12 protein-coding genes are annotated in these 14445 nt (G+C 69.7%); 5 read left to right on the top strand and 7 right to left on the bottom strand.

Translation table 11 applies throughout. The features are described 5' to 3' along the window. The first annotated feature begins 281 nt into the window (after positions 1–281). Complete coding sequence (gene hemB, locus OHA61_RS15895) at positions 282–1283, top strand: porphobilinogen synthase (protein ID WP_406303566.1); 1002 nt, start codon at positions 282–284, stop codon at positions 1281–1283. Between the two features lie 68 nt (positions 1284–1351). Here hemB and OHA61_RS15890 read toward each other — a convergent pair whose 3' ends face one another. The 5 genes from OHA61_RS15890 to OHA61_RS15870 form a co-directional block, all read right to left on the bottom strand. After that, the gene (locus OHA61_RS15890) at positions 1352–4123 is read right to left on the bottom strand and encodes an alpha/beta hydrolase family protein (RefSeq protein ID WP_406303565.1); all 2772 of its coding nucleotides are present in this window, start codon (positions 4121–4123) and stop codon (positions 1352–1354) included. Positions 4124–4329: 206 nt separating this feature from the next. After that, positions 4330–5226: a glycoside hydrolase family 19 protein gene (locus tag OHA61_RS15885; RefSeq protein WP_406307377.1), complete on the bottom strand. Its 897-nt coding sequence runs from the start codon at positions 5224–5226 to the stop codon at positions 4330–4332. Between the two features lie 134 nt (positions 5227–5360). After that, positions 5361–6119, bottom strand: a complete 759-nt coding sequence (locus OHA61_RS15880; RefSeq protein WP_406303564.1) for a DUF4253 domain-containing protein — start codon at positions 6117–6119, stop codon at positions 5361–5363. A gap of 36 nt (positions 6120–6155) precedes the next feature. Then, positions 6156–6392, bottom strand: coding sequence for a DUF397 domain-containing protein (locus OHA61_RS15875; protein WP_328671811.1), 237 nt, complete (start codon positions 6390–6392; stop codon positions 6156–6158). Continuing rightward, positions 6389–7174, bottom strand: a complete 786-nt coding sequence (locus OHA61_RS15870; protein WP_406307376.1) for a Scr1 family TA system antitoxin-like transcriptional regulator — start codon at positions 7172–7174, stop codon at positions 6389–6391. Before OHA61_RS15870 ends, OHA61_RS15875 begins: the two co-directional genes overlap by 4 nt. 152 nt (positions 7175–7326) lie before the next feature. Between OHA61_RS15870 and OHA61_RS15865 the strand changes: the two genes are divergently transcribed. Both OHA61_RS15865 and OHA61_RS15860 read left to right on the top strand, forming a co-directional pair. Then, positions 7327–7734: an ATP-binding protein gene (locus OHA61_RS15865; protein WP_406303563.1), complete on the top strand. Its 408-nt coding sequence runs from the start codon at positions 7327–7329 to the stop codon at positions 7732–7734. A 94-nt stretch (positions 7735–7828) separates the two neighbouring features. Next, complete coding sequence (locus tag OHA61_RS15860) at positions 7829–8098, top strand: DUF1876 domain-containing protein (RefSeq protein WP_266479515.1); 270 nt, start codon at positions 7829–7831, stop codon at positions 8096–8098. 75 nt (positions 8099–8173) lie between these two features. Here OHA61_RS15860 and OHA61_RS15855 read toward each other — a convergent pair whose 3' ends face one another. After that, the gene (locus OHA61_RS15855; RefSeq protein ID WP_406303562.1) at positions 8174–8863 is read right to left on the bottom strand and encodes a DUF4232 domain-containing protein; all 690 of its coding nucleotides are present in this window, start codon (positions 8861–8863) and stop codon (positions 8174–8176) included. A 288-nt stretch (positions 8864–9151) separates the two neighbouring features. On the opposite strand from OHA61_RS15855, the gene OHA61_RS15850 reads away from it, so the two are divergent. Beyond that, the gene (locus tag OHA61_RS15850; RefSeq protein WP_406303561.1) at positions 9152–10402 is read left to right on the top strand and encodes a helix-turn-helix domain-containing protein; all 1251 of its coding nucleotides are present in this window, start codon (positions 9152–9154) and stop codon (positions 10400–10402) included. 31 nt (positions 10403–10433) lie between these two features. On the opposite strand, the gene argS is transcribed toward OHA61_RS15850, so the two are convergent. Further along, positions 10434–12203 (bottom strand): arginine--tRNA ligase, encoded by a 1770-nt coding sequence (gene argS / locus OHA61_RS15845; protein WP_406303560.1) that lies wholly within the window; start codon positions 12201–12203, stop codon positions 10434–10436. Between the two features lie 199 nt (positions 12204–12402). Here argS and lysS point away from each other — a divergent pair, with 199 nt between their 5' ends. Then, positions 12403–14136 (top strand): lysine--tRNA ligase, encoded by a 1734-nt coding sequence (gene lysS, locus OHA61_RS15840; protein ID WP_406303559.1) that lies wholly within the window; start codon positions 12403–12405, stop codon positions 14134–14136. The last annotated feature ends 309 nt before the right edge of the window (positions 14137–14445 follow it).

The raw sequence follows: 14445 nt of genomic DNA, 5'->3' as shown, positions 1-14445 counted from the left end.
GGCGCTGCCCCAGACCCCGTAACCGGGGGCTCCGCCCCCAAGCCCCCATACGCCCTTCGGGCGTGTCCTCAAACGCCGGACGGGCTGGAATGTGCGGCCGAGCCGTACATTCCAGCCTCGCCGGCGATTGAGGCGCGGTCCCGGGCGCGAAATTCAGCCCGTCCGGCGTTTGGGGTTCGGGGCGGAGCCTGCGGGGTGGGGAACACACCCCGCGCAGCGGCACCGCCCCCGCCGACGGGCTGTCGGTACGTGCGCCCCCGCGACGGGCGTACCGTTCCCCTATGACTGCGTACGGATCCTTTCCCGGCGCGCGGCCACGGCGGCTGCGCACCACCCCCGCCATGCGCCGCATGGTCGCTGAGACTCGCCTTCACCCCGCCGATCTGATCCTTCCCGCCTTCGTCCGGGAGGGCATCCACGAGCCCGTGCCGATCAGCGCCATGCCCGGCGTCGTGCAGCACAGCCGCGACACCCTGCGTAAGGCAGCCGTCGAGGCGCTGGAGGCGGGCGTCGCCGGGATCATGCTGTTCGGGGTGCCGGACGACGCGAAGAAGGACGGCGCGGGGACCGCGGGGACGGACCCGGACGGGATTCTGCAGGTCGCGATCAGGGACGTGAAGGCCGAGGTCGGGGACGAGCTCGTCATCATGTCGGACCTGTGTCTGGACGAGTACACCGATCACGGCCACTGCGGCGTCCTGGACGCCGACGGCCGCGTCGACAACGACGCCACCCTTGAGCGGTACGCCGAGATGGCCCAGGTGCAGGCCGACGCGGGCGTTCATGTCGTCGGCCCCAGCGGCATGATGGACGGCCAGGTCGGCGTCGTCCGCGACGCGCTGGACCAGACCGGCCACGAGGACGTGTCGATCCTCGCGTACACGGTGAAGTACTCGTCGGCCTTCTACGGGCCCTTCCGCGAGGCCGTCGGCTCCTCCCTCAGCGGCGACCGCAAGACCTACCAGCAGGACCCCGCCAATGTCCGGGAGTCCCTGCGGGAGTTGGCGCTGGACCTCGAAGAGGGTGCCGACATGGTCATGGTCAAGCCCGCGGGGCCCTACCTCGACGTGCTGGCGAAGGTCGCCGAGTCCGTCGACGTGCCGGTCGCCGCGTACCAGATCAGCGGTGAGTACGCGATGATCGAGGCCGCCGCCGAGAAGGGCTGGATCGACCGGGACAAGGCGATCGCCGAGGCGCTGCTGGGCATCAAGCGGGCCGGTGCGGACATGATCCTCACCTACTGGGCGACCGAGGTCGCGCAGGGGCTCGGCGCAGGTCGCTGACGAGAGACGCACACGCGGGCGGGAACCGAAGGTGTCGGCTCCCGCCCGCGTGACCAATGCGTTCGCGCCTACGGCGCGTTGAGTACCGTGCCGGTCAAGACCGGGCCCTGCGGCTTGCCCTCGTCGTCGGTGGACTGGATGCCCATGTACTCCGTCGGCTCGGCCAGCTGGTCGCGGACCGTGGGTACGGTCACCTCGGCGCTGGTCTTCCCGGCCGGTACCGAGGCCCACAGGTTGGCCTGTTCCAGCCGGGACAGGGGGACTTCACCGTTCGGGACGTGGCCGATCAGGTCGAGCAGCCACTGCCGGTCGACATCCGCCGTGGACAGCTCGCGGCGGTCCGGGACGGGGACGAACGTCAGCGTGCTCGTGATCTCCACGTCGGCGGGCGCCGACAGGGCGACCTGCCACTTCAGGGGCTGCCCCTCGGTCACCTTGCCGGCGACCGGCTTGACGGTGATCTTGGGCATCGGGTCGTCGTTCTCGGCGATGACCCCTCCGGAGTGCGAGCCGACGACGGTCCCGCGCACCGCCTTCACGAGCAGGTCGTGGGACACGTCCCAGGCGTACCGCTTGTTGCCCTTCACCTGCACCGAAACGTCGATGCCCCCGCCGGGCCGCACCGTCACCAGCCGGTCCTTCGCCTTGCCGGTGACCGGGTCGAGGACGTACAGCCGGACCGTGCCGCTGCCCTTCCCGGACGCGCGGACGGGCACCCGGTACGTGCGGACGCCCGAGTCGCCCTCCTTGACCTTCAGGCGGCCGAGGTCGACGCGGATCAGTGGCGCCTCCTGCGCTGCGGGTGTGCCGGGGCTCCACGCCCAGGCGTCCATCAGCCACGCCTGCCCGGAGCGGGTGCGCGGGGTCAGCTCCAGGGAGGCGATGCGGCGCAGGTCGAGGCCGGCGCGGGTGGCGGCGGTGAGGGGTACGCGCACCTCGCGCGCCCAGTAGGAGGAGGTGCGGTCGCTGCCCGGCAGGCCGTCCACCCGTACGCGGCCGAGGTTCGCCCGCTTGCCCGAGGCGTCGGTGACGGACACGTCGAGCTGTGTGCCGGTGGAGTTCGGCGGCACGAAGACACGCAGCGCGAGGTTCTTGGCGTCCTTGACGGAGAGCGGCTTCGCGGGGCGCACTGTCACCGCCGAGCCCGGCGTTTTCCAGCGCAGGGCCACCGCCCGGCGACCGGTCTCGCGCTCCGGCTGCCAATACGCGAAGTGCGGCGAGGAGCCGCCCGCCGCCGAGTCCAGGCAGGCGACGCGCGGGTCGGGATCGATCGCGGAGCACAGCCGTCCGCCGGTCACCTTCACGGAGCCGTCGGGCAGGAACCCGGCCCCGCGGCTCGCGCCCACCGCGTGCGTCAGCACCCGCGCGGGGTCGGCGGAGGGGGCCCGGCGGTCCGAGCCGTCGACCAGCTCGCGCACCCGGTCGTCACCGGCGACGAACAGCCGGGCCGCGGCGGCGATGTAGGTGGCCCCTGCCCGGTGCTGCTGGTCGGCCGTCAGCCGGGTCGCGGTGCCCGGCGAGCACACCGGGTCCGGCCGCTCGGGGTCCGCACCGAAGTCGTCGGAGGAGGGTGCCTGGGCCTGGCCGGGCGTCCACTCGGTGTTGAAGAAGTTGTGGTTGGCGCCGACCAGGTAGACGGAGCTGTGCAGGGCCTTGCCCGTGCTGACCCCGCGGGTGCCGTCGGCGTACACCTGGCCCTGGAGGTCGGAAACGTCGCCGTCGCAGCCCGGAAGGATCGTCAGTGAAGGCACGTCGGGCACGGGGTTCTGGCCGAAGATCGTCGGCCCGATGAGAACGGTCCCGCGGATGTTCCAGCGCACCTTCCCCCGGTAGCCGTCCTGGGCGGGCAGGGGCGGGTACAGGCTGTCCATGGCGGCACGGTTGACGCCCTCGCCGCCGCGCGAGTGCCCGACGAGCAGGACGCGGGACAGGTCGGCCTTCGGCGCCTCGCGCACGGCCGCGGGCGCGGCGGACGGCTTGGCGGCCCAGTCGGCCCACCGGCCAAGGTGGGTGCGCACCAGGGAGGAGCGCGCCTGCGCGCCGGCGTCCTCGATGTCCCCGTCCTGGCCGTTGATGCCGTTGGCGGAGATCGACACGGTCACATAGCCCTGGGAGGCCAGCAGTTCCTGGTCGCGCAGGTAGCCCCGGTGGCTCGGGATCGGTTTGGCGCCCTTGGCGCACGGCCAGTCGATGTTCGGCTCGTCGCTGCCCGGGACGTAACACGTGGCATGCCGGCCGTGCAGGAACAGTGCGATCGGACGCTTGCCCTTGGCGTCCTTCGGTGCGACGACGACGCCGCGCATCTCGACGGGCGCGGAGAGGCCGGGTAGGCGGACCGGGTCGAGCGCGTACTCGCCGGTGACCGTGCGGTACGTGCCCGGCTTGCCGGGGTCGACGGAGCCGGCCGGGAGCGTGGCGGGCGGTTTGGCCGCGGACGGCGAGCGCCGGTCACGGGCGCTGTCGGCCTTCTGGTCCAGCCGTCGGCCGGCCGCCAGCACCTGGAGGTCCGCCAGATCCGCTGTGCGTGCGTCGTCGAGGGGCAGCCGGAAGGTCCGGCCGTCCTCGTCCGGCTCGGGCACGCCGACCAGCTTGCCGCCGGCGTGGAACTCCACGCGCGCGTCGCCCGTCGGCACCGGGCGCGGGGAACGCCACTCCAGCGCCTGTTCCCCCTCGGTGTTCGTGATCTGCCAGCCGGGCGGCAGGGCGTCGTCGTTGTTCGCCGCCGCCGCGGCGGACCGGACCTCAGGTGGCTTGGGCTGGGCGTAAGCCACGGCCGGGGACACCCCCGCCACGGTGAGCACCGCTATCGCGGTGGCCCATGTTCTCCGGGCACGTATCAACTTCTCTCTCCTCAACCCCCCGACCGCGGCGCCCGGTTGGGCCCGGATGCCTCTCGTTCCCGGAGGACGGGGAGAAGAACCTGTCGGTTGCCCAGGGGCGCATGAACAGGGAGTGGCGACAGTTCCTGTGGCGCGAAATGGGGCTCACATGGCTGACCGCGGGCCGGGGGAATCGCTCCCGGCCCGCGGTCGTGTGGGGGGCGGTGTCAGCAGTACAGGTTGGAGCCTGTCGGCACGCCCAGGATCTGCGTGAACTGCGTGTAGCTGTTCACCCGGCTCTGGACCTGCGCCGGGTTCCTGCCGTCGCATTCCAGCGAGCCGTTGATCGAGCGGATGGTCTGGCCGAAGCCCGCCTGGTTGACCATCGCGTTGTGCGGGGTCATCGTGCCCGGGCCGTTCTGGGTGTTCCAGTACCAGAGGCCGGTCTTCCAGGCCACGGCCGCGTCGTTCTGCACAAGCCAGGGGTTGCCCAGCAGATCGATGCCGAGCGCGTCGCCCGCCGCCTTGTAGTTGAAGTTCCAGCTGAGCTGGATCGGACCGCGGCCGTAGTACGCCGCCTGGCCCGCGGGGCAGCCATACGGCTGGCTCCAGTCGCAGTAGTGCGGGTAGTTGGCCTGGTTCTGCTCCACGATGTGGACCAGACCGCCCGTCTCGTGGCTCACATTCGCCAGGAAGGCCGCGGCCTCCTGCTTCTTGACCGTGTCGCTGCCCGTGTTCGCGAAGCCCGGGTACGCGCTCAGCGCGGCCTTCAGCCCGCTGTACGTGTAGAACGAATTCCGGTTCGGGAACATCTGGTTGAACTGCGACTCGCTCACGACGAAGCCCGACGGGGACGGGTCCCCGCCGCCGCTGCAGCTGTACGGGTCCCAGTACCAGGTGCTGATCGTCGGGTCGTAGCCCGGGTTGTCGTGCTCGGCTATGTAGTACTTGCCGTCCGTGTATCTGACAACGTTGCCAGTGCCGTACCAGGTACCGGCCGACCAGTTCGGCGCGGAGGTGCAGGCGTCCGCGGTGGCGGCGGTGGCGGCGGGCATGAATACCGCCGCCAGTCCGCTTCCTACGAGGATGGCGATCAGCAACGCCATGATGCGGTGTCGTCTCAGCACGCGATCACTCCTTAGCACGCAACGGCCGTGCCGTGGTGGGGGGTTGTGCAACTCACTGAAGCGTGCTTGACGTGATCAAGTCAAGGTATAGACCAATGCGAATTGGGGTCAGCCGAAAAACGCTCCAGCGGTCAGTCCCACCAGAACGTCCAGTGCTGCTTCCCCAGCAGGCCCTCCGCCGCGTACTCGCGGATGGTGTCGTACCCCTGCCGGATGTTGTCCGGGCAGAACGCGTGGTGCTCGGCGGCCACGGCGAGCGCATCCGTCATCGTGCTGGGCGGCGCTGCGACGGACACGTCCAGGCGGTCGAAGTGGAGCGCGACGACGCGCAGTCCGAAGCGGTCCTCCCAGGAGCGCAGGATGGTGGACAGCGGGCCCGTGTCGTAGTGGTTGCCCGCGGCGGCCCAGCCCAGCGCGCTGGGGATGTCCGCGCTGCGGCGTACGGGAATCAGTCCGGCCCGGGCGCCGGGCAGCCGGCCGGCCTTCATCAGCTCGCCCGCGACCCGGGCGGCCGTGACGTCGGCGTCGGCCACCCGCTCGCCGGCGGGGGCGAGGCCCGGCCACTCGGATGTGAACGGGGCGATGGTGTCCGCGTCGTCCTCGGCCTCGTTCTCCGCCATGTCGTAGTCCCACAGGGCCGTCAGGACCTCTTCGACGTCGTAGTCGTCCGGGTGCGACACACGGTCGAGATCGAGGTCCCGGTCCCAGGTGAGGGAGCGGTCCTCGTCGTTCACGAGCAGCACCGGGTGCATGCCGGACACCTCCCGGGCGGGGAGCAGGCGCGCCCAAGTATTCAGCTGTGCGGGCTCGTTCGCGTACCAGAGGGACGGCTGGACACGCATGGCACCGGGCGGCAGATCCAGGCCCAGTGCGTTCGGGTTGATCACCATGCAGGCGACTTTATGCGTCGCCACTGACAATTTGGCTCAGAGCAGGGTGGTGGTGAAGGCGGCCCAGGTGGCGGGGGTGAGGGTGAGCATGGGGCCGTCGGGGTTCTTGGAGTCCCGGATGTGGACGGCGGCGGGGTGGGTGGCTACTTCGACGCACTCGCCGCCTTCGTCGCCGCTGTACGTGGACTTGCGCCAGGCGTAGGCGACTTCGAGGCAGGCGCCGCCTTGCTCGCTGCTGTAGCTGGACTTGAACCACTCAAGTGCGGTGCTCATTGCTCTCCTAGCAGCCGGTCCAACAGGCCCTTCGTTTCCTCGGGGTTGAGGGCCTGCGTTCGCAGCATCGCATACTTCTGCGCGAGAATGCTGACCTCATCTGGGTCGGAGATGAGTTGGCTGCCACGCTGCGTTTCGGTGTAGCCGAGGTGCTGGTGGTCAGGTGTTTCCAGGAGGATGAAGGGGCCATTGAGCCCGGCATGGGCCTCTCGTCCCAGTGGCATGACCTGGAACGTGAAGCCCGGTAGATCAGCGCAGGCGCGGAGATGGCGCAGGGTCTCCTTGTACACGGCGTTGCCCCCGAGGCGGTCGATCAGGATTCCTTCGGAGAGGATGAAACAGGCCGTCGGCGGGACTTTGCGGTGCAGGATCTCCTGGCGTTCCAGACGAGCAGCGACAAGGGCGTTGATTTGCTCCTCGCTGAACGTGGGGACCCGGTTGCGGAAGACTGCTCCGGCGTAATTCTCCGTCTGGAGCAGACCCGGCAGCACCTGGTTCGCGAAGAACGACAGCGCGATCGCCTCGCGCTCGATGTCCATGTACTGCTCCGCCCACGCCGGGATCAGATCGATCTCCGGCATGTTGTCCACCGCCGTCTCCAGCGCCCCCTTCGTATCCAGGATCCTGTCCAGCGCCCTCGCCAGGTCAGGTTTCAGTGGGCGGCGGCCCTGCTCCAGCGACGCGATCGTCTCCTCGTGCAGGCAGACCCGCTCGGCCAGTTCGCGCTGTGTGAGCCCGGCGAACTCCCGGAACCGGCCCACCAGCGCGCCCACGAGCTTCATCGCCGACGCGTTCTTCCGCTGCCGCTTTCTGGGGTGCATACACGTCCAACTCCCCACCCATGTCCGTACGTCACGCACTTCGGGCCCGTACGAAATTCCCGTACGGGCTCGCGTACTGCACCACCGTAGTCACAGTCAGTGACGCTCGTCTCATGGACGACGTGATTCAACAGCCCTGTCTGCGTGAGCGGTTCTACCGCCGTGAGCGACGATCCGTTCCCGCGGCCAGGGAGTTCGTACGCACGGCCGTGACCGACTGGGGGCTCGGCGCGCGTATGGACGACGTACTGCTCTGTGTGAGCGAGCTGGCCACCAACGCCCTCGTGCACGGTGTGCCACCGGGCCGCGGCTACCGGCTGAAGCTGTGGCTCTACGGAGACGGGGACGGGGCATTGCGCATCGAGGTGCACGACAGCGGCGGCGGGCTGCCGGCGGTACGGGAGCCGGACGAGGAGTCGGGGCGGGGTCTGTTACTCGTGGCCGCGCTCGCCGACAAGTGGGGGGTCGGCGAGCGCGATCCGGGGAAGATCGTGTGGTGCGAGTTCACCGTGAGCGCTTGAGCGTAATAAGTCGGGTGCGCACCATTTCGGTCAGTGATGTGGTGATCACGGGCCCGGCGGCGCACTCTGGAGGTACCGCTGGAGGTGATCCGCCATGCAGACACTCGTCGGATGGCACGTTGAGATGGAATTCCAGGAGGAAGGCGACCGGACCAGGGCGGCCGCCATGGTGAGACTTGGCGACGGCACGGAAATCCGCGGCCACGGTAATGCCCAGCGCCACCACTCCGACCCGGAGCAGCTCCGGGTCGGCGAGGAGATCTCGGGCGCGCGGGCGCTCATGGACATCGCCTCGCAACTGCTGCAGAAGGCTCATGTGGAGATCGACGAAGCCTCGGGCAGAATGTCGCACCCCCTGAGGTGACCGGATTGCGGTGACAGCCCCCGCCGGGGAACCGGTGGGGGCTGTCGCGTGGCGTGCGTCAGTGCGCGGTGCGGGTCAGTACGTGAGCGCGTCGGACATGCTGCTCTGCCAGTAGCTGACGGCCACGGAGTCATCGGTGTACGTGTTCGCCGGGAGAGTGAGCACGTGAGGGCTGCCGATGGAGCCGGAGCCGTTGCGCGGGGCGAAGAGGACTCCGAGGGTCTTTGACGTACGCCCGTTCTCGCCGCTGCCGTCGGCAGCGGACAGGAGGATCGACGCGTAGCCGGACTGCCTGGGGGAGAGCGTGACGACCGCCTGCGGCCGGCTCTCGTCCATGATCCGGGTGACGGCCTGGCCCTCGTCGACGCGGAGCAACGGAGCGTGGTAGGCGTTGCACGCCTTGGAGCCGGTGTTGGTGACGGTGAGCAGCAGGTGGTTGATGGGGCGGCTCACCTTGGTGACGGTGACCTTGGTGTTCGCGTCGGTGCAGGCGGTGGTGACGGGGCCGGTGTCGGTGCCGCTGCCGGTCATTCCCTTGCCCGCGGAGGTGGGCCTGGTGCCCGTCGTGGGCTGCTCGGCCGTGTCCCCGGCGGGGGTCTTGGCGGGGGTCTTGGCCTCGGTCGTGGACCCGGTCTTGTCGGCCGCGGGAGCGCTCGTGGCCGGGGCCGACGCGCCGGCCTTCTTTCCGTCGTCGTCGGCGGACTGGCACGCGGTCAGTGAGAGGGCGGCCAGCAGAGCGGTGGCGGCTACGGCGGTGTTGCGCATGGTGTTCGGTTCTCCCCGTGGTCGGTCTCTGGGTCAGTGGCGGCAGATGAGGGCCGTGACGATCGCGGTCGCCGCGATCAGTACGAGTGCCGCCACGACATCAATGAGGCTGTCGCGGATGTGGCTTCGCATCGATCACAGGCTGGGCCGCGGCGGATTCCGGCCGCAACAGGCCCTGAACCATTGGGGATGCTGGAACGGCGGCGCGTACTGTGACCTGGGCGGATTTCACGTCCCTGGGACGGCGTTCCGGGACAGTCGGCAGGGCTCACGAGGGGGAACACAGCAGTGGCGACGCCAGAGGCCGAGGAGTTCGCGGCCCTGCTCAGGCAACTCAAGGACCGCTCCGGACGCAGCTACGGCGTGCTGGCGGGCAAGCTCCATGTCAGTACGTCCACGCTGCACCGGTACTGCAACGGTGACGCCGTCCCGACCGAGTACGCACCCGTGGAGCGGCTCGCGCGGCTGTGCGCGGCGACACCGGACGAGCTGGTGGACCTGCACCGGCACTGGATTCTGGCGGACGGCGCGCGGAAGCGGGCACGGGCAGAGGTTCCACAGGCTGTGGAGGCCGAGGTCCCGGTCGATGCCACGGAGCCCGAGGTCCCGCCCGAAGCCGCCGACGCACCGCGCGGCCGCGACCGCAACCGGATACGAATCGCCCTTGCCGCGGGGGCCGTTGTCGCTCTCGCCGTGCCCGCGGCCTTCGTGGCCGTTCACGCGGCCGACGGGGACGAGGGCGGCAAGAAGTCGGGCGCCGTCGCCGGAGCCAGTGTCCCGCCAGATACCACCGCCCCACGCACCACATCCCCCAGCGTCTCGCCGAGCGGCAGCCCTTCGGCGAGCACCTCGCCGAGCGGGAGCCCGTCGCCCTCGTCTGCTCCGAGCCGCCAGGAGGCACTTCCGGCGACCGGAGGCGTACCCCTGCGGGTGGGAGTCAGCTCGTACAACTGGGAAGAGCCGTGTGGGCAGTACTACTTGCTGGACCAGGCCCCCGACGCGGTCCCGCCGCCGCCCGCGCCGCAGGACAACAGGAGCTGGGCCCGTGCACTGGGCGGGGTGGACGGCGGCCACATGCTGCTTCAGCTGACCGCGACGGGCAAGACGGCGGACTCGGTGGTGCTGAACGCCGTGCACGTACGGGTCGTTGCGCGCAGCGCACCCCTCGACTGGAAGGCGTACTCGATGTCCTACGGCTGCGGTGGGGGCATCACCCCGCAGACCTTCGACATCGACCTGGATGCCGCGCATCCGCCGGTGAAGCCCGTGGCGGGGCAGGACGGCGACACCGTCGTGCCCGCCAAGGACTTCCCGTACAAGGTCGCGTCCGACGATCCGCAGGTACTCAATCTGGACGTCCACACCGAGGGACACGACGTCAGCTGGTACCTGGAACTCGACTGGAGCAGCGGGGACCGGCGGGGGACGGTGCGGATGGACGACGGCGGGAAGCCGTTCCGTACGAGCGCGATGAACGGACGGACCGAGTACGGGTACTTGCCGGACAAGAGCGCGTGGGTCGAGCAGTCGGCTTCCTGAGGGCCCCTGGGGGTACCAGGGGCCCCTGGGGTCAGAGGCGCTCGGGGGTGCGGATGCCGAGGAGCGCCATGCCCTGGTGCAGCGTGCGGGCCGTCATGTCGCAGAACAACAGACGGTTCTCGGCGACCTCACGCGCAGGCGCGGGCTTGATGACCGGGCACTGGTCGTAGAACGTCGTGAACAGTGACGCCAGCCGGTAGAGGTACGCGGCCAGCTTGTGCGGCTCGTACGAGCCCGCGACCTCCGCCAGCGTCTCGCCGAACTCGTCCAGGTGCAGACCCAACGCCCGCTCCGCCGCGGCCAGTTCGAGCTCCGGGTGCGCGGCCGGCTTGACCTCGCCCGCCTTCCGGAGGATCGACTGGATACGGGCGTACGCGTACTGCAGGTACACGGACGTGTCGCCGTTCAGCGACACCATCTGGTCCAGGTCGAACTTGTAGTCCCGCGCCGCCGACGTCGACAGGTCGGCGTACTTGATCGCGCCGATGCCCACCTGCGTACCGCGCTCCGCGATCTCCTCCTCGGTGAGCTGCTTCTGGACGTCCTTCTCGCGCACGACCGCCGTCGCCCGCTCGATCGCCTCGTCCAGCAGGTCCACCAGCCGTACCGTCTCGCCCTCACGGGTCTTGAAGGGCTTGCCGTCCTTGCCGAGCACCGTGCCGAACGCCAGCTGGACGGCCTTGACCTCGTCGTTCAGCCAGCCCGCCCGGCGGGCGGTCTCGAAGACCATCTTGAAGTGCAGGGACTGCCGGGCGTCCACGACATAGATGAGCGTGTTCGCCTTGAGGTTCTGCACCCGGTCGCGGATGGCGGAGAGGTCGGTGGCCGCGTAGCCGTAACCGCCGTTGCTCTTGCGGACGATGAGCGGGGTCGGGTTGCCGTCCGGTCCCTTCACATCGTCGAAGAAGACGCACAGCGCACCCTCCGAGCGGACCGCCACGCCCGACTCCTCCAGGAGCCGGCAGGTCTCGTCGAGCATGTCGTTGTAGCCGGACTCGCCGATGATGTCGGCGTCGTGGATCTCCATGTCGAGCTTGTTGAAGACCGAGTAGAAGTAGATCTTCGACTCGTCGACGAACCGCTGCCAGTGGGCACGCGTCTCGGGGTCCCCGGCCTGCAGGTCCACCACCCGGTTACGGGCGCGGTCCTTGAAGGCCTCGTCGGAGTCGAAGAGCGCGCGCGAAGCCTTGTAGATGCGGTTCAGGGAGGACATGGCCTCCTCGCCGGTGACCTCCTCGGCGCCCTCGTGGTCCAGCTCGTGCGGGTGCTCGATCAGGTACTGGATGAGCATGCCGTACTGGGTGCCCCAGTCGCCGATGTGGTGGCGCCTGATCACCTTCTCGCCCGCGAACTCCAGGATCTGGACCATCGCGTCGCCGATCACCGCGGAGCGCAGGTGGCCGACGTGCATCTCCTTGGCCACGTTCGGCTGGGCGTAGTCGATGACCGTGGTGCCCGGGTTCTGCGCGTCCGGGACGCCGAGCCGGTCGTCGGTGGCGCGCGCGGCGAGGGTCTTCACGATCGACTCGTCGGTGAGCGTGATGTTGAGGAAGCCGGGGCCCGAGACCTCGATCTCCTCGATCAGATCACCGGCGGTCAGGCCCCCGACGACCTTGGCCGCCAGCTCGCGCGGGTTGCCCTTCAGCTTCTTCGCGAGCGCCAGGATGCCGTTGGCCTGGAAGTCGGCCCGGTCGCTACGTCGCAGCAGGGGGTCGGCGGAACCGGCCTCCGGCAGAGCTGCCGAGAGGGCGTCCGCGAGGCGCTGCTGCACGGTCGAAGCGAGGGAAGGGACCGAGGCCATGAGCTTCCGTTCTTGTCGAGTCTCGTCGGGAGGGCTATTTCGGTTGTCAAGTGTCCCATGGGGCAGCAACCTGTTTCTCCCCGGATTTCTCCCTGGAATCAGCACGGTGATGAGCAACCTCAGGGGGAGCCGTTCCGTCTGGGACAATGGCGTACGACGCCTGTCGAGAACCCAAGAGAACCCCCAAGCATTCAAGGACGTGCCGATCGTGGCTCAGAGCAGCACCGAGACCGACTGGGTCTCCCGTTTCGCGGACGAGGTCATCGCCGAGTCGGAGCGACGTGCGCCTGGCAAACCGGTCGTCGTCGCGTCCGGCCTCTCGCCCTCGGGACCGATCCACCTGGGCAATCTGCGTGAGGTGATGACCCCGCACCTGGTCGCCGACGAGATCCGGCGGCGCGGGTACGAGGTCCGGCACCTGATCTCCTGGGACGACTACGACCGGTACCGCAAGGTTCCGGCCGGCGTCCCCGGTGTGGACGACTCGTGGGGCGAGCACATCGGCAAGCCGCTGACCTCGGTGCCCGCGCCGGAAGGCTCTGAGTACGCGAACTGGGCCGAGCACTTCAAGGCCGCGATGACCGTGTCCCTGGCCGAGCTGGGCGTCGAGTACGACGGCATCAGCCAGACCGAGCAGTACACGTCCGGTGTGTACCGCGAGCAGATCCTGCACGCGATGAGGAACCGGGCGAAGATCGACGCGATCCTCGACCAGTACCGCACGAAGAAGTCGCCTGCGAAGAAGTCGCAGAAGCCGCTGGAGGAGGCGGAGCTGGAGGCGGCGGAGGGATCCGGCGCTGCTGCCGAGGACGACGGCAGCGGCGGGGCCGCGGGCTACTTCCCGTACAAGCCCTACTGCGGGCAGTGCCACAAGGACCTCACGACCGTCACCTCGTACAACGACGAGACCACCGAGCTGACCTACGTCTGCACGGCGTGCGGCTTCGGCGAGACGGTGCGGCTGAGCGAGTTCAACCGCGGCAAGCTGGTCTGGAAGGTCGACTGGCCCATGCGCTGGGCGTACGAAGGCGTGATCTTCGAGCCGAGCGGTGTCGACCACTCCTCGCCGGGGTCGTCGTTCGTCGTCGGCGGGCAGATCGTGCGCGACATCTTCGACGGAGTGCAGCCGATCGGCCCCATGTACGCGTTCGTGGGGATCTCCGGGATGGCGAAGATGTCGTCCTCGCGCGGAGGCGTGCCGACGCCGGCGGACGCGCTGAAGATCATGGAGCCGCAGCTGCTGCGCTGGCTGTACGCGCGCCGCAAGCCGAACCAGTCCTTCAAGATCGCCTTCGACCAGGAGATCCAGCGGCTCTACGACGAGTGGGACAAGCTGGAGAGCAAGGTCGCGGACGGGACCGCGCTGGCGGCGGACGCCGCGGCGTACTCGCGCGCCGCGCGCACGGCGGCGGGAGAGCTGCCGCGGACGCCGCGGCCGCTGCCGTACCGCACGCTCGCGTCGGTCGTCGACATCACGGCCGGGCACGACGAGCAGACGATCCGCATCCTGAGCGACCTCGACCCGTCGAACCCGCTGTCCTCGCTGGACGAGGCCCGGCCCCGGCTGGACCGCGCCGAGAACTGGATCACCTCGCAGGTCCCCGCGGAGGCGCGGACGGTCGTGCGGTCCGAGCCCGATACGGAGCTGCTTTCGTCGCTGGACGAGCAGGGCCGCGAGTCGCTGCGGCTGCTCCTGGAGGGCCTGGACACGCACTGGTCCCTGGACGGCCTGACGACGCTGGTCTACGGCGTGCCGAAGGTGATGGCGGGCCTGGAGCCGGACGCGAAGCCGACGCCGGAGCTGAAGGTGGCGCAGCGGACGTTCTTTGCCCTGCTGTACCACCTGCTGGTGGGCAAGGACACGGGGCCGAGGCTGCCGACGCTGCTGCTGGCGGTGGGGGCGGAGCGGGTGCGGAAGCTGCTGGGGGCGTAGGGGGTCGCCTGCGGCGGGGCTGTTCCCCACCCCGCCCCTTCCCGAACTGGGGCTCCGCCCCAGCCCCCGCCGGGGCTTCGCCCCGGACCCCGTATGCGACCTTCGGCCGCATGTCCTCAAACGCCGGACGGGCTGAATTTCGCATCCCGGGACCGCGCCTCAAACTGCCGACGGGGCTGGATGTGCGGCCGAGCCGCACATCCAGCCCGTCCGGCGTTTGAGGACACTCCCCCTACGCCCTGCGGGCGTGAGGGGACCCCCAGAAGGGCGTATGGGGGCTTGGGGGCGGAGCCCCCGGTTACGGGGTCT

The sequence above is a fragment of the Streptomyces sp. NBC_00885 genome (genome assembly GCF_045207475.1).
Taxonomy (GTDB): Bacteria; Actinomycetota; Actinomycetes; order Streptomycetales; family Streptomycetaceae; genus Streptomyces.
The sequence above is the reverse complement of the archived record's forward strand: the minus strand, read 5'-3'. Positions and strand labels throughout refer to the sequence as shown.

Bases quoted from the DNA above. Each gene is read 5' to 3' on its own strand.
- argS (WP_406303560.1), bottom strand. From the start codon at position 12,203: ATGGCCTCGGTCCCTTCCCTCGCTTCGACCGTGCAGCAGCGCCTCGCG.
- OHA61_RS15870 (WP_406307376.1), bottom strand. From the start codon at position 7,174: ATGAAGCTCGTGGGCGCGCTGGTGGGCCGGTTCCGGGAGTTCGCCGGG.
- OHA61_RS15865 (WP_406303563.1), top strand. From the start codon at position 7,327: ATGGACGACGTGATTCAACAGCCCTGTCTGCGTGAGCGGTTCTACCGC.
- OHA61_RS15855 (WP_406303562.1), bottom strand. From the start codon at position 8,863: ATGCGCAACACCGCCGTAGCCGCCACCGCTCTGCTGGCCGCCCTCTCA.
- OHA61_RS15880 (WP_406303564.1), bottom strand. From the start codon at position 6,119: ATGGTGATCAACCCGAACGCACTGGGCCTGGATCTGCCGCCCGGTGCC.
- OHA61_RS15860 (WP_266479515.1), top strand. From the start codon at position 7,829: ATGCAGACACTCGTCGGATGGCACGTTGAGATGGAATTCCAGGAGGAA.
- OHA61_RS15875 (WP_328671811.1), bottom strand. From the start codon at position 6,392: ATGAGCACCGCACTTGAGTGGTTCAAGTCCAGCTACAGCAGCGAGCAA.
- hemB (WP_406303566.1), top strand. From the start codon at position 282: ATGACTGCGTACGGATCCTTTCCCGGCGCGCGGCCACGGCGGCTGCGC.